At 39.9% G+C, this 21005-nt stretch carries 29 protein-coding genes; 21 read left to right on the top strand and 8 right to left on the bottom strand.

The annotated features are described in order from the left end of the window. The first annotated feature begins 29 nt into the window (after window positions 1–29). From IEV91_RS02060 to yunB, 3 genes are all read left to right on the top strand, one after another. Window positions 30–281 carry a transcriptional regulator SplA domain-containing protein gene (locus tag IEV91_RS02060; protein ID WP_188495581.1) on the top strand — a complete coding sequence of 84 codons (252 nt, stop codon included), beginning with the start codon at window positions 30–32 and terminating at the stop codon, window positions 279–281. A 106-nt stretch (window positions 282–387) separates the two neighbouring features. Further along, complete coding sequence (locus IEV91_RS02055; RefSeq protein WP_188495579.1) at window positions 388–693, top strand: YunC family protein; 306 nt, start codon at window positions 388–390, stop codon at window positions 691–693. A gap of 180 nt (window positions 694–873) precedes the next feature. Next, a complete protein-coding gene (yunB, locus tag IEV91_RS02050) occupies window positions 874–1773 on the top strand; it encodes a sporulation protein YunB (protein ID WP_188495577.1) in 900 nt (299 codons plus the stop codon). 49 nt (window positions 1774–1822) lie between these two features. Here the strand turns inward: yunB and IEV91_RS02045 are convergent, their stop codons facing one another. Beyond that, entirely contained in the window at window positions 1823–2791 is a 969-nt protein-coding gene (locus IEV91_RS02045) for a M23 family metallopeptidase (protein WP_373284387.1), read from the bottom strand. A gap of 68 nt (window positions 2792–2859) precedes the next feature. Beyond that, the gene (locus tag IEV91_RS02040) at window positions 2860–3540 is read right to left on the bottom strand and encodes a YhcN/YlaJ family sporulation lipoprotein (protein WP_188495574.1); all 681 of its coding nucleotides are present in this window, start codon (window positions 3538–3540) and stop codon (window positions 2860–2862) included. 130 nt (window positions 3541–3670) lie between these two features. On the opposite strand from IEV91_RS02040, the gene IEV91_RS02035 reads away from it, so the two are divergent. Continuing rightward, window positions 3671–3970: a YutD family protein gene (locus IEV91_RS02035; protein WP_188495572.1), complete on the top strand. Its 300-nt coding sequence runs from the start codon at window positions 3671–3673 to the stop codon at window positions 3968–3970. A 112-nt stretch (window positions 3971–4082) separates the two neighbouring features. Here IEV91_RS02035 and IEV91_RS02030 read toward each other — a convergent pair whose 3' ends face one another. Beyond that, entirely contained in the window at window positions 4083–4388 is a 306-nt protein-coding gene (locus IEV91_RS02030) for a cytosolic protein (RefSeq protein WP_188495571.1), read from the bottom strand. Between the two features lie 80 nt (window positions 4389–4468). Between IEV91_RS02030 and IEV91_RS02025 the strand changes: the two genes are divergently transcribed. Further along, window positions 4469–4921: a DUF86 domain-containing protein gene (locus IEV91_RS02025; protein WP_188495909.1), complete on the top strand. Its 453-nt coding sequence runs from the start codon at window positions 4469–4471 to the stop codon at window positions 4919–4921. Between the two features lie 150 nt (window positions 4922–5071). Then, entirely contained in the window at window positions 5072–5836 is a 765-nt protein-coding gene (gene nucF / locus IEV91_RS02020; protein WP_188495570.1) for a 5' nucleotidase NucF, read from the top strand. A gap of 7 nt (window positions 5837–5843) precedes the next feature. Here the strand turns inward: nucF and IEV91_RS02015 are convergent, their stop codons facing one another. Next, complete coding sequence (locus IEV91_RS02015; RefSeq protein ID WP_188495569.1) at window positions 5844–6329, bottom strand: phosphatidylglycerophosphatase A family protein; 486 nt, start codon at window positions 6327–6329, stop codon at window positions 5844–5846. Between the two features lie 121 nt (window positions 6330–6450). Between IEV91_RS02015 and IEV91_RS02010 the strand changes: the two genes are divergently transcribed. Continuing rightward, window positions 6451–7413, top strand: a complete 963-nt coding sequence (locus IEV91_RS02010) for a YutH/CotS family kinase-like spore coat protein (protein WP_188495568.1) — start codon at window positions 6451–6453, stop codon at window positions 7411–7413. Window positions 7414–7434: 21 nt separating this feature from the next. Beyond that, on the top strand, window positions 7435–8409 hold the full coding sequence (locus IEV91_RS02005; RefSeq protein ID WP_188495567.1) for a 2-hydroxyacid dehydrogenase: 975 nt from the start codon (window positions 7435–7437) through the stop codon (window positions 8407–8409). Window positions 8410–8459: 50 nt separating this feature from the next. Here the strand turns inward: IEV91_RS02005 and IEV91_RS02000 are convergent, their stop codons facing one another. Beyond that, window positions 8460–8684 (bottom strand): NifU family protein, encoded by a 225-nt coding sequence (locus tag IEV91_RS02000; RefSeq protein ID WP_188495566.1) that lies wholly within the window; start codon window positions 8682–8684, stop codon window positions 8460–8462. A gap of 806 nt (window positions 8685–9490) precedes the next feature. Here IEV91_RS02000 and IEV91_RS01995 point away from each other — a divergent pair. From IEV91_RS01995 to IEV91_RS01975, 5 genes are all read left to right on the top strand, one after another. Beyond that, complete coding sequence (locus tag IEV91_RS01995) at window positions 9491–9802, top strand: DUF1462 family protein (RefSeq protein ID WP_229745361.1); 312 nt, start codon at window positions 9491–9493, stop codon at window positions 9800–9802. Between the two features lie 110 nt (window positions 9803–9912). Next, window positions 9913–10149 carry a YuzB family protein gene (locus IEV91_RS01990; RefSeq protein ID WP_188495563.1) on the top strand — a complete coding sequence of 79 codons (237 nt, stop codon included), beginning with the start codon at window positions 9913–9915 and terminating at the stop codon, window positions 10147–10149. A 108-nt stretch (window positions 10150–10257) separates the two neighbouring features. After that, window positions 10258–10494: a hypothetical protein gene (locus tag IEV91_RS01985; protein WP_188495562.1), complete on the top strand. Its 237-nt coding sequence runs from the start codon at window positions 10258–10260 to the stop codon at window positions 10492–10494. Window positions 10495–10616: 122 nt separating this feature from the next. Next, window positions 10617–11486 carry a diaminopimelate epimerase gene (gene dapF, locus IEV91_RS01980; RefSeq protein ID WP_188495561.1) on the top strand — a complete coding sequence of 290 codons (870 nt, stop codon included), beginning with the start codon at window positions 10617–10619 and terminating at the stop codon, window positions 11484–11486. Between the two features lie 99 nt (window positions 11487–11585). Continuing rightward, entirely contained in the window at window positions 11586–11942 is a 357-nt protein-coding gene (locus tag IEV91_RS01975) for a HesB/IscA family protein (protein ID WP_188495560.1), read from the top strand. Between the two features lie 49 nt (window positions 11943–11991). On the opposite strand, the gene IEV91_RS01970 is transcribed toward IEV91_RS01975, so the two are convergent. After that, on the bottom strand, window positions 11992–12381 hold the full coding sequence (locus IEV91_RS01970; protein ID WP_188495559.1) for a hypothetical protein: 390 nt from the start codon (window positions 12379–12381) through the stop codon (window positions 11992–11994). Between the two features lie 255 nt (window positions 12382–12636). Here IEV91_RS01970 and IEV91_RS01965 point away from each other — a divergent pair, with 255 nt between their 5' ends. From IEV91_RS01965 to IEV91_RS21825, 4 genes are all read left to right on the top strand, one after another. Beyond that, the gene (locus IEV91_RS01965) at window positions 12637–13866 is read left to right on the top strand and encodes an NAD(P)/FAD-dependent oxidoreductase (protein WP_188495557.1); all 1230 of its coding nucleotides are present in this window, start codon (window positions 12637–12639) and stop codon (window positions 13864–13866) included. Window positions 13867–14402: 536 nt separating this feature from the next. Beyond that, complete coding sequence (locus IEV91_RS01960) at window positions 14403–14540, top strand: YuiA family protein (protein ID WP_188495556.1); 138 nt, start codon at window positions 14403–14405, stop codon at window positions 14538–14540. A 147-nt stretch (window positions 14541–14687) separates the two neighbouring features. Then, window positions 14688–15017: a YuiB family protein gene (locus tag IEV91_RS01955; protein WP_188495555.1), complete on the top strand. Its 330-nt coding sequence runs from the start codon at window positions 14688–14690 to the stop codon at window positions 15015–15017. A 152-nt stretch (window positions 15018–15169) separates the two neighbouring features. Continuing rightward, complete coding sequence (locus IEV91_RS21825) at window positions 15170–15304, top strand: hypothetical protein (RefSeq protein WP_268236341.1); 135 nt, start codon at window positions 15170–15172, stop codon at window positions 15302–15304. A 165-nt stretch (window positions 15305–15469) separates the two neighbouring features. Here IEV91_RS21825 and IEV91_RS01950 read toward each other — a convergent pair whose 3' ends face one another. Next, window positions 15470–15838, bottom strand: coding sequence for a helix-turn-helix domain-containing protein (locus IEV91_RS01950; protein WP_188495554.1), 369 nt, complete (start codon window positions 15836–15838; stop codon window positions 15470–15472). Between the two features lie 167 nt (window positions 15839–16005). Here IEV91_RS01950 and IEV91_RS01945 point away from each other — a divergent pair, with 167 nt between their 5' ends. The 3 genes from IEV91_RS01945 to yugI all read left to right on the top strand — a co-directional run bounded on the left by IEV91_RS01945 (window position 16006) and on the right by yugI (window position 19006). Beyond that, the gene (locus IEV91_RS01945; protein WP_188495553.1) at window positions 16006–16212 is read left to right on the top strand and encodes a helix-turn-helix domain-containing protein; all 207 of its coding nucleotides are present in this window, start codon (window positions 16006–16008) and stop codon (window positions 16210–16212) included. A gap of 385 nt (window positions 16213–16597) precedes the next feature. Continuing rightward, a complete protein-coding gene (gene asnB, locus IEV91_RS01940; protein WP_188495552.1) occupies window positions 16598–18481 on the top strand; it encodes an asparagine synthase (glutamine-hydrolyzing) in 1884 nt (627 codons plus the stop codon). A 102-nt stretch (window positions 18482–18583) separates the two neighbouring features. Beyond that, a complete protein-coding gene (gene yugI / locus IEV91_RS01935) occupies window positions 18584–19006 on the top strand; it encodes a S1 domain-containing post-transcriptional regulator GSP13 (protein ID WP_188495551.1) in 423 nt (140 codons plus the stop codon). 343 nt (window positions 19007–19349) lie between these two features. Here the strand turns inward: yugI and IEV91_RS01930 are convergent, their stop codons facing one another. Beyond that, on the bottom strand, window positions 19350–19580 hold the full coding sequence (locus IEV91_RS01930; protein WP_188495549.1) for a DUF378 domain-containing protein: 231 nt from the start codon (window positions 19578–19580) through the stop codon (window positions 19350–19352). 199 nt (window positions 19581–19779) lie between these two features. Here IEV91_RS01930 and IEV91_RS01925 point away from each other — a divergent pair, with 199 nt between their 5' ends. Beyond that, on the top strand, window positions 19780–20943 hold the full coding sequence (locus IEV91_RS01925; RefSeq protein WP_188495546.1) for an iron-containing alcohol dehydrogenase: 1164 nt from the start codon (window positions 19780–19782) through the stop codon (window positions 20941–20943). The last annotated feature ends 62 nt before the right edge of the window (window positions 20944–21005 follow it).

Here is a 21005-nt window from a genome sequence, read left to right as displayed (position 1 = left end):
GACCACTACAAGGAGGTTGGCTGGTAAATATGAATGAGACACACTTTCAAGCTGGAGAAGCTGTCTATGTGAAATATCATCATCCACTTAGTGACAGTATCGCAAATGTCCAGGAGGCAACAATCGTAGAGGATCCTGATCATCCGGGAGAGTTATGCTTATGGATTCAGGATACATACTATCCATTATCTGATGAGATTGCTGTCTATCGAACGGTAGCTGAACGAGGATCCACTGATCAGGAAGATTATAGTCAAAGTCCACCGGGTGAAATATTCTAAGCTCTCCCCTGCAGCAATGGTTTTTTCCAAAATAAAGTAGAAAACCGTATCCAAGCACAAATAGTGACTGATTCCCATAAGCTATTGACGAAGGAGTGGTTTTCTAATGGTTGAATTAAATCCAATGTTTATTGAGGGACATCCGTTTACTGCTGTCAGTGTGAAATTGCCAAAGACGAATCTTATGGCAGTTTATAATGACAAAGGGTATATCATGTGTGGTGCTCTTGATGTTGCTTTCTTTAATGAAAAACTCGCTGATCGTGGCATTATTGCAGGAAAAGCGGTTGGTGTAAGGACCATTGATCAGTTATTAGACGCTCCACTTGAATCGGTGACACTCGAAGCTGAAAAATATGGGATCACTAAAGGAATGATCGGGCGCGAGGCATTACTCAAGATGGTGGACTAAATATAAATAAAACATTCAGCTCCTCCCAGAGGAGCTTTTTCTTATGCTGTCATAACTTATCCCTTAAATAGCATATACATGCCTTAGAAGCAGTTCCTACTGGCTAAAGAGAATGGGTAGGTAGTAACTCCTTCTTAAAGGGAATGAACTTCAGGTCATATGCAGGAACTGAGGGGTGTTATGAAGAAACGTATTCGTCAACAAAGAATGGTTCCCTTACGTCATGTTTTCGTTACCGCGGTCGTCTTTTTTATCCTTTTTACTTTATTGTGTTTATGGATTATTAATGAGAATGTTTCCCCTGTCCTTGTAGAGATTGGAAAGGCGAAAACAAAACAAATTGCCACGTATGCTGTTAATTATGGGGTTGGCAAACAAACAACCAACGAAATGGAAAAGTACCAATCAGAAGAGGGAAGTAAGCAACTGATTCAATTGACATTGGACGATGATCATTATATTACTAATGTCAATTATAATATGGCAGCTGTGACACGGATCTTTTCTGAAGTCACTCAGCGCATTCAACAGTATTTGAGGGCTGTGGAGGAAGGGACCATTAATCCAGTCAATACTGATTTTAATGACACAAAAATTGAAGGTGGAGAGAAAGGTGTCATTGCTAAGGTTCCTCTTGGGCAGGCGACGAAAAATGTGATGTTCTCTAATCTTGGACCGACCATTCCAGTCAAATTAGCTGTCACCAGTAATGTGAAGCCCGATATTAAAAATCAAGTGACAGAAGTGAATATTAATAGTGCTTATATTCAAATCTATCTTGATGTCATTGTTGAAGTGCAAATTGTATTACCCTTCCAAACAAAACAAATTAAGGTCCATAATACGATTCCAATAACAGCCCAATACATTAATGGTAAGGTGCCCAATTATTATTCAACAGGAAAAGATAATGCATCCATCGCTCTTCCTGACAAAATATTGAATCAATCAGAGTTTGAGAAGAAGAAAGGGACTTCCGATCCAACAAATTCGAGCACGGGAGCTGAAAGTGACCCAGATTCTCAAGCAACGTCTGCTGATAAAGCAACCACGAGTACAGAATCAAATTCTGAGCAATAAATACAGAAAAAGGCACTCTCTACACTTGTAGAAGGGTGCCATTAAACTATTAACGTTGACGCTGCCAGGCTCTAAGATGAGGATAAGGATCAAAGGAATATTCAGTGATGCCATTGTATTTATACATCCCGTAGTGAAGGTGTGGTGGGAATTTACCTTGTGTCCCTTTTGGACCATAACCCGAACTCCCAACATAACCAATGATTTGACCGGGTCTTACAATGGTATCCTTTTTAATTCCTTTTGCATAGCCGTTAAGATGGGCGTAATAGTGATATATGTTTTGCGGATCTCGGATACCAATTCGCCAGCCGCCATATTCGTTCCAACCGATCAACTCGACTACACCGTAGGAAGTCGCTCGGACAGGTGTCCCATAATGAGCAAAAAGGTCTGTGCCTTCATGAATCCGAATGCCCCCCCAACCTCTACGGTCACCCCATGTTGCTTGATAATCTGTCCGATAGTTTCTTGGAATGGGAAAGGCATGTCCGCTGAGATCGGTCGTATTAAAATGTTTAAACATATGCGCAAACTCTAAAATGATAGCCACAGATTTATCTTGGTGATAATAATTCCACAATGCAATTTTAAGGTCATCCTCTGTCACACCGTATGGCATCAGATAAGCGGCCATTGCATAGAGGACGTCTTCGGGATTATCTTGATCCGCCTTTCCGTCTCCATCTCCATCCTTTCCAAAACCATTGAAAAGAGTAATAAGCGTCGGATTGGATGTTTTTGAATTGGGATTGAGGGCCCCGACCCAGCGCCTGGGCTCAACATATATTCCTTGTAAGCCCTTGGGATCAGGTAAAGTGCTTCGTGAAAACCTCACATTTCGCTCGTATTGATCAATGGCAGCTAAATAATACCATGGAATATGCGTAATGGCTGCTGTTTTTAAGTAGAGCGCTTTTCTTTTTTGGGCCGCATCTTCTTTTGCCAATGTGGTTGAAGGGGAGTGCCCAAATAAAAGCACAGCGAGAATTAATATAACAAAGATGAACTTCTGCAAATGTTTCACCCCCTTAATGAGGAAGGGACCGGATACTGCACATCCGATCCACTCCATTTTTAAAAATTTTAGCCTTCGTTTGATGTCTCCTCATTCTTGTATTTATCATTGCCTTCGGTTCTACTTTGTTCCTTTTCATCTTTCACATTCATATTCGTATCTTTTTTATTGGCATAACCTTGTGGTGACTTCTGCATTTCATCAATCATGTTTTGCAGCCAACTTTGAACTCCCGTTGTTTTAGAGTTAAAATCTTTATAACGTGCAATGTCAGATGAAGCATAGTCAGCATCTGAAATCACCACTTTATAATAATTAGGGATGACCGCTAATGCTGCTTGGCGGACTTGAGAGGCTGATTCATCTCGATTTTCATTAGTGGTTTTATAGCCGATTAGGACGTACTCATCCGTCACCAAGGTTGCTGCATCATAAATATCAGGAAGGGATAGCTCTTGTCGTGTAATAATATCTGCGGTCGCCTTATAATCCATTTTTGGCATGTGCTGAGCGGTTAAGGCGTGTTCATCTCCTTGTTTTCGAGAATAATGAACAAAGCCAAACTGTCCATCAGCGGCATCAGATTCCTCATGACTTTTAATATTTTGTGAAGGGCCTTTATAGGTGACATCCTCTGTGGGGTCTTGCATGCGTTTTAGACCAGAAGAATTATGGTTATTATGAGTATCAAGTCCACATCCGGCGACTGTTAAAACTGTCATTAAAGCGGTGATTAACAATTTTTTCATAAAAAGTCCTCCTCGTATGCTCTTAGGTATAGGATGTCTCATTTATATAAGAAATTGCTTGGAAAGTGATGGATACTAATGTTGTGAGTTGTTTGTTTCTTATGGTATGATGGCGATGGAGGGAAGTCTAATGCTTGAATATAAGAGGCCTATCAAAATAAATGATGTTGAATATGAGCTTATAGAGGATTATCAACAAGGTTGGAATGAAGAAGCCTTTATGAAGAGATACAGTGAAATTCTTAGCAAATACGATTATATCGTAGGCGATTGGGGATATGAACAGCTTAGACTTCGTGGCTTTTATGATGACCGTAATCAAAAGGCAACCTTTGATACGAAAATCAGTACGCTTACAGATTATATTATTGAATACTGTAATTTCGGTTGTGCCTATTTTGTTTTAAAAAAAATAAGGACTTCTGTATAAGAGAGACTATACATAAAGGGAATTTAAAAAATGACGCGGCGACAGCTTGAGGCTTTGTGAAGATGAGAAGAGCCCCCATGAGACGCGGGGGCCGTGGATTAGTTTAACTACATTAGGCATTATAGTCTTCGTAAGGGGGTTCTTTGTCATCGTCAGGATTGTCATGAGGAGGATGGGCTCCAGGAAATTGGCGTGGGAGACCTTGGTGAAGTGTACGGTTTTCATAGGTAAAGCCGGAGGTGAATTGTTGCCCTTCTTCCCAAGGCGTCTCCTTATTCTCTACGGGTGTGTCACTATTTCTAGGGGTTCCAAAGGACCCTTCAGGGAATTCTTCCGTAGCAAGGAGTTTTCTCTGATCTTCAACATTGGCGAAATCTGTATATTTTTTTTCTTCTTTTTCCTTTTTCACTCTTTTCACCCACCTCTTTTATTGGGGTACAGGTTTATATTGTCCAAAAGACACATGAATATGAGATTAAGTTAAGGGGATGCATGACGTTGTATTTTGTGGACAGGCAAAGAATTGAAAGTATTTTAACCTACATGACAGAGCAGTTTGAACTTTTGAAGACAAAGAAATCATGGGATTCGAAGCTGGAGCAATTAGCATTGGAACGACTCATCCATGTGACGATAGAATCATTTTTAGATATTGGGAATCAAGTGATTGATGGTTTTATTATGAGAGATCCTGGAAGTTATGAGGATATTGTGGATATCCTCGTTGATGAAAAGGTTGTGCCTAAGGGTAATCATGAGGCTTTTAAATTACTCGTGCAACAGCGAAAAGGTTTGGTGCAATACTATGATCAGGTGGATATAGCCGCTCTCTTGACGTTAATGGAGACCCACTTAGAGGCCTGGTCGCATTTCCCTCATCAAGTCCGGCAATTTTTGCAACAAGAACTTGGGCCGGTTTCTGCTTTTAAACCTGAAAACGAAACGGATTAATGGTATTAATGATGAAATTTATGAGAAGGTTACCGTCGAATCTGGCGGTTTTTTCTTTTAATCGATGTGTTTTATTGAGTCTTTTAATTGACACAACAATCGAAGAGAATATTTAAGGATCATAGTCGTAGGCAGGAGGATATAGTAATAATGAAACACTACAAGGGTTATCTTATTGATTTAGATGGGACGATGTACAGAGGGACGCAAGTGATTGAAGAGGCTGTTGACTTTATAAAACGTTTAAAAAAGGCTGGCCTTAAATACCTTTTTGTCACCAATAACTCAACGAAGACAAAAGAGCAGGTTGCCCAAACATTATGTAGTTTTGGCATTGAGGCGAGTCCTGAGGATGTCTTAACGACAAGCATGGCAACGGTAGGGTATATTCAAACACATCTCCCAGGAAAGTCTGTTTATTTCACGGGTGAAGTGGGCTTAGCTTCAGCCATTAAAGAAGCGGAGTTGCGTTATGATGAAGATCATCCTGAAGTCGTTGTTATTGGCTTGGACAGACAGATTAATTATGAGAAATTGGCAAAAGCAACATTAGCTGTTCGATCCGGAGCGACTTTTATTTCGACGAACCCTGATGTTTCTTTGCCAACGGAGCGTGGCTTAATGCCAGGCAATGGGGCCTGGAGTGCAGTGGTAGAAACCTCTACAGGGGTCAAACCTATTATTATTGGGAAGCCCAGTGGAGAAATTGTTGAGCAGGCGCTACAACGGATTGAACTCGATCGTAAAGATGTGATCATGGTTGGTGACAACTATTATACCGATATTCTTGCTGGCATTCATGCGCATGTTGATACCTTACTTGTCTACACTGGAGTAACTCAAGAGCGTGATTTGCTCTCATTTGAAGAACAGCCTACCTATACAGTCCACTCTCTTCAAGATTGGGAGTTATAGACGAGGTTTATTTTTGACTCCCTGCACTATGTGCTAATCGACTAGAAGCAGCGGCGGCTATCGCTCCAACAATGTCATCAAGAAAGGTATGACATTCACCCGTACTTTTATCGTTCAGGCGTTTAAGGATCCCTGGTTTAAGTTTGTCGACATAACCATAATTGGTAAAACCAATGGATCCATAGACATTGACTACAGAGAAGGCAATAATTTCATCGACACCGTACAATCCTTCATCACGTTTTAGCATGTCTAAAAGGGGCTCTTCAATGAGTCCTTTTTCTGTTAAGCGATCTAATTGGATACCGGTAAGAATTGCATTTTGAACCTCTCGCTTAGTTAAGACCGCTTTAACATTCTCTAAGCATTCATCATGAGTCAGATTCTCATGATAGTCTTTTTGTAAAAAGTAAACAAGCTCTGAAATAGCCTTGAGTTCAACGCCTCTTTCCTTTAGCCATTGGAGTGCGGTTGTTTCTATAATATCCGCCATTAAAAATCACCATCCTCATTTTATGTTGCGCGTGTTTTCTGTGGTTTATGCAGAGATTCATGGTCCTTCGTTCTTTGTCATACTATAAAATACAATAGGCAAACGGAGTGGAGTTGAAAAAATGAATCGAGTGAGTCAAGACTACCGGATTTCAGCCCATTTTATTGGTGAGCAGGACGGAAAGCAATGGTTTGCTGTGGATGGAGGGTATATTATCCTCATTCCTTTAGAAAATATCATGCATCAAGATATAGAAGAATTAGCCCAAATGTGTCAATGGCTTATGGAGAGTGAAGCTCTTGATGTCCCTATCCCTATAAAAAATAAAAATGGTGAGTGGGTGACGGAAGGGGATGAAGAGCAAGGACGGGGAATTGTCGCCTTTTTTGTTAAAGCAGAAAAAAAGAGTGGCGAATCAGGTAGAGTGCTCGCACACTTTCATAGAAATGCGCAGGCCTTTTCTTTTAAGAGAGCTGAACTTACCCCTTACTATCGTTGGGCTGAATTTTGGATTGCCCGTACGGATCAGGTCAAACAATATTATCTTGACACCTTGCAAAAAGAAACGCACACTGAGTTTGAACGGCGTTTTCTTTCTGTGTATCCCTATTTTATAGGAAGGGCAGAGAACGCGATTCAATATATGACTGATTTTATGATGGATTTTTGGATAGGGTCACCTCCGACCATTTGTCACCATAGATTAGATGCTCGGTTAGAAAAACTAGCCTATAGTCCGGAATGGGTGATCGATCACCCGGGGCGTGATATTGCTGAGTGGATGCGTTCCCAAATACATGAAGGGAATGCTGATTTTAAAGAAGTGACAGCTTTCATCAACGATTATAACGAGGTCCATTCGCTTCAATCCTCTGACTATGGTCTCATATATAGTCGCCTCCTCTTTCCTGTGACCTTTTTTGACTTTGTAGATCAAGTGTTCGTCCAGGATAAAACTTTAGCACGGGTTTCTTTAGATCAAGTGCAGAAGTTGTCAGCTAATGCGGCGTTAGAGGAAGAGATCCTATCGCAATTTTCTGAGGTGTATATGAAGACACTGCCTAAAATCCAGTGGTTGAGTTAAAGCCAACGAATGGAGGAACCCATGGCCATACCAAAAGTATTTATTACACGAAGACTTCCAGAAAAATGCATAAAACCGTTACAACAAGTGGCAGAAGTAAAAATGTGGTCAGAAGAATATAAGCCCGTACCCAGAGAGGTATTACTACAAGAAGTGCAAACATCTCATGGCTTATTGACCATGCTTTCCGATCGAGTGGATGAAACACTGCTCGCTCAGGCCCCCCAATTGAAGTGTGTCGCTAATTTAGCAGTGGGCTATGATAATATTGATTTAGAAGCATGCCGATTACATCATGTGATCCCCTGTAATACCCCAGACGTGTTAACGGAGACAACAGCGGATCTTGTTTTTGCACTCTTAATGGCTAGTGGTCGCCGACTTATAGAGGCGAATGATTATTTAAAACAAGGGAAATGGCAAGAATGGGGACCGTTTTTAATGGCAGGAGCCGATATCCATCATAAGACAATAGGGATTGTTGGAATGGGGAGAATTGGGACTGCCGTTGCCCGTCGAGCTCAAGGATTTGCTATGAATGTTATCTACCATAATCGCCGGAGAAATGTTGAAGCTGAGTCCGAGTTAGGGGCTCGTTTTTGCGGATTTGAGTCTTTGTTAGAAACCGCTGATTTTGTAGTGAATTTAATTCCATATACTGAAACAACAAAAGGGCTATTTAATCAAAACGCCTTTACTAAAATGAAAAAGACAGCCCTTTTTATTAATGCAGGAAGAGGGGCAACCGTTGACGAGGACGCTTTGTATCAAGCGCTTTTGGAGGGAGAGATTGCCGGTGCGGGACTTGATGTGTTTTCACAGGAACCGATCCCTAAGGAGCATCCCTTGTTAACATTGGAACAAGTGGTTGCTCTCCCTCACATTGGGAGTGCCAGTGTCGAAACAAGAAAACAGATGATTTCCCTTTGTTGTAAAAATTTGATGCGGACTTTAGCGGGGGAAAAGCCGATCACACCTATTGAAACCTCTAGGTAAAAGTAAAAACCGCTTAACCCATAAGGCTAAGCGGTTTTTACAACAGTCTTTTAAAAGACTTGTTCAAGTTCAGTGAATCCTGGGACTTCTTCAAGTAGGGCACGTTCAATCCCTGCTTTTAAAGTGATCGTTGAACTTGGGCAGCTTCCGCAAGCACCCATCAAACGGACACGAACGACCCCTTCATCATCTACATTAACAAGCTCTACATCTCCGCCATCTCTGAGTAGAAACGGACGAAGCTTTTCGAGGACTTCTTGTACTTGTTGTTCCATTAAAGACGACCCCTTTCAACTTTCATTATAAAAGGTTATAGAAAAAAAATCTATATTGCTGATTCTTCATACTAAACGTGATATAGTGATTTTATTATGTCACCCTTCTATTGTAAAATGAAATAGAAAAATGAGCAACTCCTAATTGATAAAGATTTTCATTTTTATTTAGACGCGATTCGCAGCATGTGTTGTTATTGATTTAGACTGCGACATCACATGAGAAAGTGGTTGGGTGTCTTAATCTGCGCTCTGGAAATCCAGTCCGCTAGTTTGGTGTATAACAATAAGCCAACCGCTTATCATTTTAACAAATGAGTACTGCACCTGCACATAAGAAGCGTTGGATTCACAAAAGAGGCAGTTAACTAACAAAAAGCATCGCAGCACGCAAGTGAATTGGAGCGTAAGGCGCGAGATTCGAAACACTTAAACATTGTGTGTTCCTCAGCGTCGCTGACTCACGGATGCCTAAACTAGAGTCCTACGGGAACAGCAACGAGCGTTACTTCACAAATACACTTCGAGTTGTTCCGAGGAAGCTGACGACGGAGCAATACTCGTAGACGCAGGAAGAGGGGCTTTGTGGCTTAAAGACTTGAGAACATAAATCATCCATTCCCAAGTTAGCTGAGGCCGTGCCCATGGAAAGCGAGCGCCCTGGAGCGGAAATCCACCAATCCGTTACGTCGCAGTATCCTTCAACTCAGAAAATTCATGATTGTGTGAAACGTAGCGTCCTTTTAGATAAGGGTCGTACTTTATGAGTATTAAAACGTATTATGGAAATAAAAGGGGAGATAAAGATGCGATTAACCGTTTATGGTGCCGATGTACCTTGTCCAAGTTGTATACACTCACCTTCATCTATAGAGACCATGGAATGGTTAGATGCGGCCATTAAGCGTAAGTTTCCAAATGCGCCTATTGAGGTTCAGTATGTCGATATCTATCACCCTCTAACTGAAGAGGATCATTATTTTACTGAAAAAATATTAAAAGATGAATATTTTTATCCTTTAGTAGTTGCTTCCGGGCAAGTTATTGCTGAAGGGGATCCACGGCTAAAAACCATTTTTCAATTTTTATCGGAGCAGGGTGTCGCTAAAGCAGAATAATAATGATAAAATGTGACTATTTTAGAGAATACCTATTAATGTCACAAAGTCACAAAAGTTGACGAGCTCATAGGATGTGAGTACTATAGACTTGATAAGAGGTGAGTCTTATGAATCCAATTATTGAGTTTTGTATGAGCAACCTAGCTGCTGACTCACAAAAGGCGTTTGCCATTCTAGAAGAAGATGCCAATCTCGATGTGATAGAGTATACTTGTCTCGATTATTGCGATCTTTGCTATGAGGGACCTTATGCTCTCGTTAATGGGGAGTTTGTGACGGGAGAAACAGCAGAGGAGCTCGTAAAGAATGTGTATCAATTTTTAGAGGAAAATCCAATGTTTTAATTATATAAAAAGATAACATTACAAAAGCGATTATCTATAACACCGCGTGGAATGAGCGGTGTTTTAAGTATCCTTTTGAAAAGCCATTAAAAAATATGGAGGATGATCATGTACGAGTTTTCGCATTCTTGGCCCTTCGAATGGGTGATGGATGATCTTTATGTAGAGGAATGTCCTTTCTGTGGAGAACGTTCTGTCCTTTTATCTCTAAAGAAAGAAAACATCAGACTTGCTCAGGAGGGTTTTAAGACCCATGCGGTAATGCCATGCTGTCATGAAAAACTTGTCATTGTTAACATGGATGACGATTATATTTGGTCCGACCAACCGTTACGCTCCTTATAGGGCAAACGACGTGTTTCGCCTTCCGGAGAAACCGATGGTCTATTTTAGTGAAGGAAATACACAGTGACTCCTTTAATTGTAAGGCGGACAAGACGATAGGTTAATTTGAGGTGACAGTATAGATGGACCAAAAAATAAAATTCACAAAGATGCACGGATTAGGGAATAATTACATTTATTTGGATCTCGTGAGTGAGGAGATGGCGCTTCCCGCGCTTAATGAGTTAGCGATTCGGCTTTCTAATCAGAATACAGGGATTGGCTCAGACGGTATGATTCTTATTCTGCCATCCGCAGTTGCTGATATTAGAATGCGCGTTTTTAATAAGGATGGCTCAGAGGCTAAAAATTGCGGAAATGGCCTTCGATGTGTAGCCAAATATGCTTATGACAATGGGTTAGTCACTTCAAAGACATTTACGATTGAAACATTAGGTGGAAATGTTAAGGCGGAAATTGTAGAAGCAGGGGCTGTATCGCAAGTGACCATTGACATGGGAGTCCCTCGCTTGGAAAGAGGCACCATTCCAATGGCGGGGGACCTACAAGATCAGCCTGTTATCAATGAGACGATAAGCTTAGAAGGCGAGGAATATAGGGTAACGGGTGTTTCTATGGGAAATCCTCACGGTATCTTTTTTGTAGATGATATTTTTTCATCTCCGATTCAACAACTTGGCCCATTGCTTGCGGACGGTCATCCTTACTTTCCAGAGGGAGTCAATGTTGGTTTTGTTGAAAAAATAACAAACCAAGAGTTTCAATATCGTGTATGGGAAAGAGGCTCAGGTATTACTCAAGCTTGTGGCACAGGTGCTTGTGCGGCTGCAGTTGCCGCTGTCTTGACTGAGCAAGCCAAGAAGGGTGAGGCCATTACCATTCATCTTGCTGGTGGTGATTTGGTCATTACTTGGGATGATGCGACAAACCATGTCTTGATGACAGGTCCTGCAGTTGTAAGCTGTGAAGGCTATTATTATGATGCTGTTTAAAAGGTTGAGGTTAAGAATAGTAATGGCATATAATAGACGTAAGAACAGAGGACTATTCGGTGGTTCTTGATAAGCTGACAAAATAAGGAGGCATGATCAATGATTACTATTACTGAATCCGCTAATCACCGTATTAAAGAAATGATGGCGAATGAAGAAGGCGATCATTTATATCTTCGTTTGGGTGTCAAAGGTGGCGGCTGTTCTGGATTATCCTATGGAATGGGATTTGACAACGAACAAAAAGAGGATGACCAGTTTTTTGAAACAGAAGGTCTCAAGGTCGTTGTAGATGCTGACAGTGCACCGCTTTTAAATGGTGTCACCATCGATTTTAAACAAAACATGATGGGTGGCGGTTTTACCATTGATAATCCGAATGCACTCATGACATGTGGGTGTGGGCAGTCCTTTAGAACCGCGGATAATGCAGGTACGCCAAGTAAGGATTGCTAGTTCTAATATATAAAGCTCCTCTCTAGAAACAAAAAGGGAGGAGCTTTTTCTAATGCAGATTGAGTTTGAGTAAAGCTAAAAGATGGTGAAGGTCTTTATAGAAGTGAGATTTAGAGATAACGCATAATCGATAACCATGTGCAGTCGCGATGTTTTTAAGGCGTTTATGAAAGACTTTAGTCATAACATCATCAGGGTCACTTAGACTACAATAAATAATATAGCGGTATTCTGGTATAAGAATATCAAAAAAATGCTCATTTAAAAATAAATTTTCTTCAACTATATATCCCTGTAATCTTAAAAGTTCCAAGAGATAGTGACGGGTTGAACGTGTGGCTTCATGGATATCGTTTTGGTAATCTACCTTGGGGAAAAATAGAACATTTGACTTCGAGCGTCGAGGAATAAAAATATGTTTAAATACGCGTTTGAACATGATCGTTACCACATCCCTTAGGATATAAGTTTCCTTCTTCAATATTTTTTCAATTTAACCATATCAAAGCTAAAATAAACCCACTTGAAATGCTGAAATGGTTTTGCGCTTATATTCTTCTCTCCAAGACTAAAAAAGTGGTTGAAATATAAAGATAAAAGACATATTATTGTCATTGGGATTATTTTTTGATTAAGTACGTGAAATACATCACAAACTTTAATGAAAGTATGACAAAAAGGTGGAAGTGATAACTTGAATAAGCCAAAAATATTAATTCTGGGTGCTGGTTATGGCGGAATGATTTCAGCGACGAAATTGCCGAAGTACTTAGGAAAAAATGAAGCAACGATTACTTTGGTCAATAAGCATAATTACCATTACCAATCAACATGGCTCCATGAACCGGCTGCAGGGACATTACCGGCTGATCGAGCTCGTATATTAATCAAAGATGTGATTGATACCAATCGTGTCGAATTTATCCAGGATACTGTAACTTTAATTAATAAGGATGAAAATAAAGTTGTTCTCGAAAAAAGCGGAGAGATTGATTATGATTATCTTATTATTTCCTTAGGATTTGAATCAGCCACTTTTGGCATCAAAGGCATGAAGGAAAATGGTTTAGCAATAGAGAATTTGAACTCTGTTCGTCAAATCCGTGAACATATTGAATACCAATTTTCTTGCTATCACTGCACCGAAAAGAAGGAAGATGAACGGCTTAATATCGTGGTCGGTGGCGGCGGCTTTACAGGTGTTGAATTCCTTGGTGAGTTAGCCAATCGTATTCCTGAACTTTGTAAAGAATATGATATTGACCGTAAGCTAGTCAGAATCATTAACGTTGAAGGTTCTCCTTCCATTCTTCCTATGTTTGATAAAGAGCTTGTTGCTTATGCCATTTCACGTCTCGAAAGTAAAGGTGTCGAATTTAAGTTTGGCTATTTAATTAAAGAATGTTTGGGTAATAAAGTCATCATCGAAAAGAAAAGTACTAAAGAAACTGAAGAAATTATGGCAGGGACCGTTGTCTGGACGGGTGGTGTCCGAGGTAATCACATTGTTGAAGATTCTGGATTCGATGTCGTTCGTGGAAGAGTCAATGTCACCAATCAGTTAAGAGTCCCTGGATATGATAATATTTTTGTTATTGGGGATTGTGCCAACACTCCGGACCCTAATTCAGATCGACCTTATCCAACAACAGCTCAAATCACGATTCAACAAGCGCTTTACCTATCAAAAAATATGCCTAAGGTTTTAAATGGAGAAGATTATGAGCCTTTTGTATTCAATAATATGGGAACGGTTGCTTCGCTCGGGCATGGCGATGCCATTGGAATTATTTTTGGAAAGACGAAACTTAAAGGGACCTCAGCAGCTGCAATGAAAAAAATCATTGATGATCGCTACTTGCTTAAACTTGGAGGTATTGGCTTAGTCCTCAAAAAAGGGAAGTTAAATTTGTTAAGTAAATAATCATGCACTTATAAAATTTTTAAGGACAGGGCCTAAGCCTTGTCTTTTTTATAAATCAGAATTTAAAAGTTTAATCGTAACGCTTCGTCGTCAACTTTCTCAGAACAACTTGAAGTTTATTCGAGAAGTAACGCTGGCTGCTGATCTCGAAGGACTCTCGTCTAGGCATCCGTGAGTCAGCGGCGCTGAGGCATACACTCTATATAAGTGTTCCGAATGTCACGTCTTCCGCTCCAAACCACTTGGTGCTGTCGTTGCCTCTTGGGATAAAAAACCTTTTCAATGCTTTAATAAGGACCGGGCTTTTTTGCCCAGCTTTCTAATGCGCTCTTTCAGAATTAAAGAGGTAGAGAGTAGATGGTGTATACGATTTCGCCATTGTTATTAGCGTTTTAGAAAATCTTATTAAAACGCAGAAAATAGAATCAAAAACGAGTTGTTCACGCTTACATTTGAATATTTCGATTGTAATGTTTCTTTACAATAAACAAAAAAATCTGTATTATTATCAGAAAAGTCGAAAGGGTGTGTCATTAATGACTAAAGATAAAATGTCCAAAAATCATCCGTGCCCTTATTGTCATGGTAGAGGTTATTTTCAACTATTATTGGGAGGATCTGAGACGTGTGAAAACTGTGCCGGCACAGGCAAAACGTCAGGGGATAAACAATAGCTTTTATTAAGGCTCACATCTTATGACTCTAAGAGTGAGCCTTTTCTGCCCCCGCTAACAGTCTAAAGATGAAGAAGGATCTCGCATCTATTCATTGACGTTAGACTCTTTTTTAAGTAAACTAACGTTGACTCAGGAGGTGGAAATATGTCTGGAGCTCTTTCAATACCACAGCTTATTCTTTCAATTTTACTCTTTGCTGTCTTGTTTTTTGGGATAGGCTTTATTGTAAATATGCTGCTAAAAACGACTTGGTTGATTGCTATTCTCTATCCCTTCTTTATTATTTTAATTATTGATCATGTGTCCATTTGGGATTATTTTACGAATACATCGTATGCGTTTTCAGACCTCTGGATTAGTTTTATTAATCTAAAGATATCCGATATCGTTGTGCTTGCTATGGGATTAGTGGGGGCTATAATTGCTGGAATAACCATAAGAACCTTAAGAAAAAAAGGATATCAAATGTTTTAAGTTTTTAGTGTCATGTTTAAAAGCTTTAGAGTCAATTACATAATCGCTTTCTAGTAGCCAAAGCTATCATCCTCTCGTGTTCTACCTGTTAGGCTAGTAACGTTTAAATCTTTACTTTTCTGGAGAGTCTTAACTTAAGGAGAGTGAAGGGCATGCCGTTAGTAAAAACAGTGCTGAGAAGGATTTTGATGGCTTTTTTGGTGTTAGCCGCTCTCAATGTCACGATTGAGTCTATTTCTGGGCTTCATCCGATTGAAATGCTAAAAACAATCTTCTTTGTCTTATAAATTGCTTCTTTCACGATTAGCTTGACTTTCAGTGTATGAATGAAAATATCACATAGTCCATCTCTTGTTAAAAAGCAAGTTTAGAAGAAAGAGGATGACATCATCAGGTCCTAGGGCCCTTTAATGTCATCCTCTTCTTAAACTTTATGTACAGAGACTTCAGTGCTATTGATCTTTTATTATTTTCCATATTTGATTCAATTTCTCGAAGTCTTTAGGCGTTTGAATCACTGAACGAATGAATTCCTCAAGCCCTGCTATCGATTTAATCGCTTGGAGAAATTGGATGTCTTCATTCTTGATAAAGGGCATATGATTTTCTTGTATTGAAGGTGTAAGACCCAAAAGAAAATCAGTGGATACTTTAAAAAAAGAAGCAAAGCGCGTAATGATTTCGGGATCAGGTGTACGAGATCCTGATTCATATCGGGAGAGCTGGACATTACTGATATTCAAATGTGCTGCCAATTGCTTTTGAGATAATTGATGTTTTTCCCGTAAAAAACGAATACGATCTCCTAAAAAATCCCCCATAGCCTGCACCCTGTCTCGATAATTTTGTGTAAAATTCTATCATGAGAAAGTATTTATCCTCTATGATATTTCCAAAAAGGTAAAAAGTTATTTTATTCACACAAATAACTGTGAATATAAGTAAAAATATGTTACCATAACGGAAAATACAAAAGGGGATGTGTGTGATGAAGCGTGTGGTTGATTTAGAAAAAATGAAGAGACTGAGAAAAGAGAAAATGTCTCTTGAAGAAATGTCAAAGACTCTAGGGTTTCGCAGTCCGAATGGGTATTATTACCTTGAAAAAGGCAGAAGTAAAATCTCTGCTGAAAAGCTTGCTGAAGTGGCAGAAGTATTAGAAGTAGACATTCAGGAGCTTTTTACAAAAAAATAGAAGCAGGATTTGTACCTGATTGCGAAGGAGCTCATCGCTCTTTTTTTTATGTCAATATTTATACCTTTGTGGAAGACCTTTGGCTTTCGCTATTAAGAATTGGTGACACCTTTAATGTGTGAACACAGATGTCTGAACATCAGGTTGTGCTTAACGAAGCGGTGAAGGATAAGCGAAGTTTTCTAATGCCATGAATGTCTAATAGGATGATTTCGATGAATAGCTAGCCCTTGATAAATTATGCTTCGATACTAGGCATTTACTTAAGAGAGTGGTAAACTATCTTAGTAAAAAATTTTCGTACGACGACTGTATAGATATGGGTAAGTTGCGAATAAATGAATATGAAGAAATATTTGTGGCTTCTTCGAAAGGAGTTTGTAATATGTGTGGATTTGTAGGATTTGTTTCAAATAGATTATTGGAACCAGGAAAGCATGAACAAAATAATATGGTGGAGCGAACGAATATCATCACACATCGTGGACCCGATGACAATGGGTTTTATACCGATGATACTGTGCAATTTGGCTTTCGTCGCTTGAGTATTATTGATTTGGAAGGTGGTCATCAACCTTTAAGCTTTGAAGATGATCGTTTCCACATTATTTTTAATGGTGAGATCTATAATTACCTTGAAATAAAAGAGGAACTTGTTAAAGAAGGTGTCACTTTTTCCACAACTTCCGATACGGAAGTCATCCTCGCTTTATATGCGACCCGTGGAGAAGAAGCAGTTAAAAGCCTACGTGGTATGTTTGGCTTTGTGATATGGGACAAACAAGAGAAAAAACTCTTTGCTGCTAGAGATCCTTTTGGGATCAAACCTTTTTACTATATGGAAACAAACGATGGGACCTTTTTTGCCTCGGAAAAGAAAAGTTTGCTCATAGGTGAGGAGCCTCATCCGGTTGCCCAAGAAGCTTTGCAGCACTATTTAACGTTCCAATTTGTTCCTGAACCTGAAACCATGAATGCTAATATTCGTCGTCTTGCTCCTGGTCATTATTTAACTAAGAAAGTCGGCGAAGAGATGGTTATTAAATCTTATTGGAAGCCGACTTTTAGTCCGTCTAATCAAGGGTTAGATGAAGCCAAGAAAAGTATAAGAGAAGCACTACGTGATTCCGTACAAATGCATATGCGCAGTGACGTGCCTGTAGGTGCATTCCTATCCAGTGGGATTGATTCAACGAGTATTGTGGCATTAGCAAAGGAATTTCATCCTAACATTCAAACATTTACCGTCGGCTTTGAACGTGAAGGCTATAGTGAAATTGATATTGCCAAAGATTCTGCGGAGAAGCTCGGTGTTGAAAATATTCACACTGTGATTACGCCAGAGGCTTTTATAGAGGAACTTCCCAAAATTATTTGGCATATGGATGACCCTGTTGCTGATCCTGCTGCAATCCCATTATATTTTGTGGCAAAAGAGGCCAGTAAGCATGTGAAAGTGGTGCTTTCCGGTGAAGGGGCTGACGAATTATTTGGGGGCTATAATATTTATCGTGAGCCATTGGATTTAAAATGGTTAAAGAAAATGCCTAAGGGCACGCAGCGCTTCATTAAGAGTGTGGCGAATAAGCTACCGAGTGACATGAAAGGACGCAGTTTCCTCATTCGTGGCTGTACACCAATGGAAGAACGTTATGTTGGCAATGCCTTCATGTTTGATGAAGATGAGAAGCGTTTTATCATGAAGCACCATAGAGAAACGACACACTTTACGCAAGTCACTTCGGATATATATGCTCGGGCTAATCGCTATACGGATGTTGAAACCATGCAATATGTGGATATTCATACATGGCTACGTGGCGATATTCTTGTAAAGGCTGATCGAATGACCATGGCGCATTCTCTTGAATTACGGGTACCTTTTTTGGATAAAGAAGTTTTTGCTGTTGCGTCAAAAATTCCATCAGAATTAAAAACAGCCAATAAAACAACGAAATATGCATTGCGCGAAGCCATGCGTGGCATTGTTCCTGACTCTATTTTGTATAGAAAAAAACTTGGTTTCCCTGTGCCTATTCGCGTCTGGCTAAAGAACGAACTTTATGATTGGGCGAAGAATTTAATCCGTGAAAGTGGAACCGATGAGTGGATTAATAAATCCTATGTATATAAACTTCTTGATGACCATAGGAATGATAAAAGGGATAATAGCCGTAAAATTTGGACGACACTTATCTTCATGCTTTGGCATCAAATTTATGTTGAAAAGGCTATGCAACAAAGTTCGGAAAAAGCACGTTTAAGATAAACGGTTTTGGGGTATTCCGTTTACAGGTATAGGCGCTTTGCTTTAAATAGAAAAGGGCCTATGTTATACTTTAAAAGTTAAAAAACCTTAGGAGTTGTTTGCATGTTGGATCAATACAACGTCGGAGATATCGTCGAAGGCAAGGTTACGGGAATTAAGTCATTTGGAGCTTTTGTTGCCTTGGACGACAAACACCAAGGTCTTGTGCATATTTCGGAGATTTCACATGACTTTGTTAAGGATATCAATGAGAAACTCAGCGTCGGAGATACAGTAAAAGTGAAAATCCTTAAGATTGATCAAGACGCGGGAAAGGTGTCTTTATCTATTCGTCAGACACAGCCCAAACCAGAGCGTCCTGCAGCGACTAAACGTACAACGCAAGCCAGTGGCAGCAGCAACAATAACCGACGTGGATCCAATGATAACACAGGCGGATTTAATACATTGGAGCAAAAATTAAAAAATTGGATCAAGGAATCCAATGAGAAACAAGCACAATTAAATAAAAGATTAAAAAAATAAAGGTATCCTTTGGGATACCTTTATTTTTATGCTTTACTAATATATTGGACTTAAGCAGCAATAAACTCAGGGAAGGGTGTTACTGACTCAATGTTAGGAGTTGAAAGAAATTCCGACGTAACCCCAGAATGATAACTACCCGAGTCGATAGTGTGGATCTCGGCTTCAGGACGCTCGCTTTCCACGGGCACGATGCTCTTTTATTAGTCAGCTGCTTCTTCTTATGTGCGGGAGCGAGGCCCTTTTTTTAAATTTTCCCCCGTGTTTCGTACAGCCTCGCTTTTAGGTTGTGATCTAAATCCATTTAGAAAAAAGCTCAGCCTTATTTATTTTGGCACGGAGACTAACGGAATTGTTTTTCAGGTTCAGTGCTGAATTCAGCTGATGGCTTGAATAAAAGGGTAAGACAATAAAGGGCTGAGAGTCCGACAATCCCATAAATGATTCGAGAGAGGGTGGCGGATTGACTTCCAAAGATGGCCGCAATAAGGTCAAATTGAAAGAAACCGATGAGCCCCCAATTGATGCCGCCGATGATAATGAGCGCTAAAGCTGTTCGTTGTAGTCCATTCATGGTCTAACCTCCTTTCTGAATGAAATTAAAAAAACTTAAAAGTGTCTTCCTTTTAGAATCTCTTTTGATGGGCATAATTATCCGTAGTGTTTCTTGCTTTACATATGGTCATAATAAATAAGATAATAAAAAAGGGTCAGAAGAGTATTAAGTGCTGTACCTACTGTTTTAAGAACGTATTGTGAATGGAGGCTTATAAATGGATAATTTCGTGTTTGAAAATCCTACAAAACTTATTTTTGGTAAAGATCAAATTGAGGCCCTTCGTAAGGAAGTTCCTCAATATGGGAATAAAGTGTTAATTGTTTATGGTGGGGGGAGCGTGAAGCGGAATGGTCTGCTTGATCAAGTAAAGACTGAACTCGAAGCGGTAAATGCGTCGGCATTTGAACTTGGCGGAGTAGAACCCAATCCAAGAGTGACCACTGTCAATAAAGGGGCAGATATTTGTAAAAAAGAAAACATCGATCTTATTTTAGCTGTTGGTGGGGGCAGTGTCATTGACTGTGCTAAAACGATTGCAGCGGCGGCAAAATATGATGGGGATGCTTGGGATTTAGTTACACGCAAAGCAATACCTACAGAGGCTCTTCCGCTTGGAGTGGTGCTTACTCTTGCCGCTACTGGTTCTGAGATGAATTCTGGTGCCGTCATAACTAATTGGGAAACCAATGAAAAATATGGCTGGGGTTCACCACTTTTATTTCCGAAGTTTTCAATTTTGGATCCACAAAATACATATACGGTTCCTAAGGACCAAACCGTTTACGGAATCGTTGATATGATGAGTCATGTCCTTGAACAATATTATTTCCATTCTCCAAACTCTCCATTACAAGAGCGGTTATGTGAGTCAGTGATGCAAACCGTTATTGAAACAGCACCTAAGCTGATTAATGACTTGCAAAATTACGAATATAGAGAGACGATTCTTTATTGTGGAACCATGGCATTAAACAATATGATTCGGATGGGAACGAAAGGCGATTGGGGCACTCATAACCTCGAACATGCAGTGTCTGCGGTTTATGATATTCCACATGGTGGTGGGTTGGCAATTCTTTTCCCTAATTGGCTAAAATACACATTAGATCAGGGCTTGAAACAAACAAAGCAACTCGCAATCAGAGTCTTCAATGTCAATCCTGAAGGCAAATCAGATCGAGATATTGCGCTTGAAGGGATTGAGAAGTTGCGTGCCTTCTGGGATAGTATAGGGGCTCCTTCAACTTTGCGTGAGTATAATATCAATGATGAGAAGCTAGAGCTTATGGTGGATCGTGCCATGGCCAATGGGCCGTTTGGTGGGTTTGCAACCCTCGATAGAAAAGATGTTGCGGCGATCTATAAAATGGCGCTCTGATCAATAGAGTGGATCACAGGCCTCCTTTTTCAGAGGGGGCTTTCATTTTTGTTTGCTTAATA

Origin of the sequence: Pullulanibacillus pueri, assembly GCF_014639255.1 — a bacterium.
In the GTDB taxonomy this organism is placed as follows: Bacteria; Bacillota; Bacilli; order Bacillales; family Sporolactobacillaceae; genus Pullulanibacillus; species Pullulanibacillus pueri.
This window is presented reverse-complemented; position numbering and strand designations above follow the sequence as displayed.

Coding starts and splice junctions, on each gene's coding strand:
- IEV91_RS02060 (WP_188495581.1), top strand. CDS start 30: ATGAATGAGACACACTTTCAAGCTGGAGAAGCTGTCTATGTGAAATAT.
- IEV91_RS02055 (WP_188495579.1), top strand. CDS start 388: ATGGTTGAATTAAATCCAATGTTTATTGAGGGACATCCGTTTACTGCT.
- yunB (WP_188495577.1), top strand. CDS start 874: ATGAAGAAACGTATTCGTCAACAAAGAATGGTTCCCTTACGTCATGTT.
- IEV91_RS02040 (WP_188495574.1), bottom strand. CDS start 3,540: ATGAAAAAATTGTTAATCACCGCTTTAATGACAGTTTTAACAGTCGCC.
- IEV91_RS02035 (WP_188495572.1), top strand. CDS start 3,671: ATGCTTGAATATAAGAGGCCTATCAAAATAAATGATGTTGAATATGAG.
- nucF (WP_188495570.1), top strand. CDS start 5,072: ATGAAACACTACAAGGGTTATCTTATTGATTTAGATGGGACGATGTAC.
- IEV91_RS02015 (WP_188495569.1), bottom strand. CDS start 6,329: ATGGCGGATATTATAGAAACAACCGCACTCCAATGGCTAAAGGAAAGA.
- IEV91_RS02010 (WP_188495568.1), top strand. CDS start 6,451: ATGAATCGAGTGAGTCAAGACTACCGGATTTCAGCCCATTTTATTGGT.
- IEV91_RS02005 (WP_188495567.1), top strand. CDS start 7,435: ATGGCCATACCAAAAGTATTTATTACACGAAGACTTCCAGAAAAATGC.
- IEV91_RS02000 (WP_188495566.1), bottom strand. CDS start 8,684: ATGGAACAACAAGTACAAGAAGTCCTCGAAAAGCTTCGTCCGTTTCTA.
- IEV91_RS01995 (WP_229745361.1), top strand. CDS start 9,491: ATGCGATTAACCGTTTATGGTGCCGATGTACCTTGTCCAAGTTGTATA.
- IEV91_RS01990 (WP_188495563.1), top strand. CDS start 9,913: ATGAATCCAATTATTGAGTTTTGTATGAGCAACCTAGCTGCTGACTCA.
- IEV91_RS01985 (WP_188495562.1), top strand. CDS start 10,258: ATGTACGAGTTTTCGCATTCTTGGCCCTTCGAATGGGTGATGGATGAT.
- dapF (WP_188495561.1), top strand. CDS start 10,617: ATGGACCAAAAAATAAAATTCACAAAGATGCACGGATTAGGGAATAAT.
- IEV91_RS01975 (WP_188495560.1), top strand. CDS start 11,586: ATGATTACTATTACTGAATCCGCTAATCACCGTATTAAAGAAATGATG.
- IEV91_RS01970 (WP_188495559.1), bottom strand. CDS start 12,381: ATGTTCAAACGCGTATTTAAACATATTTTTATTCCTCGACGCTCGAAG.
- IEV91_RS01960 (WP_188495556.1), top strand. CDS start 14,403: ATGACTAAAGATAAAATGTCCAAAAATCATCCGTGCCCTTATTGTCAT.
- IEV91_RS01955 (WP_188495555.1), top strand. CDS start 14,688: ATGTCTGGAGCTCTTTCAATACCACAGCTTATTCTTTCAATTTTACTC.
- IEV91_RS21825 (WP_268236341.1), top strand. CDS start 15,170: ATGCCGTTAGTAAAAACAGTGCTGAGAAGGATTTTGATGGCTTTTTTG.
- IEV91_RS01950 (WP_188495554.1), bottom strand. CDS start 15,838: ATGGGGGATTTTTTAGGAGATCGTATTCGTTTTTTACGGGAAAAACAT.
- IEV91_RS01945 (WP_188495553.1), top strand. CDS start 16,006: ATGAAGCGTGTGGTTGATTTAGAAAAAATGAAGAGACTGAGAAAAGAG.
- asnB (WP_188495552.1), top strand. CDS start 16,598: ATGTGTGGATTTGTAGGATTTGTTTCAAATAGATTATTGGAACCAGGA.
- yugI (WP_188495551.1), top strand. CDS start 18,584: ATGTTGGATCAATACAACGTCGGAGATATCGTCGAAGGCAAGGTTACG.
- IEV91_RS01930 (WP_188495549.1), bottom strand. CDS start 19,580: ATGAATGGACTACAACGAACAGCTTTAGCGCTCATTATCATCGGCGGC.
- IEV91_RS01925 (WP_188495546.1), top strand. CDS start 19,780: ATGGATAATTTCGTGTTTGAAAATCCTACAAAACTTATTTTTGGTAAA.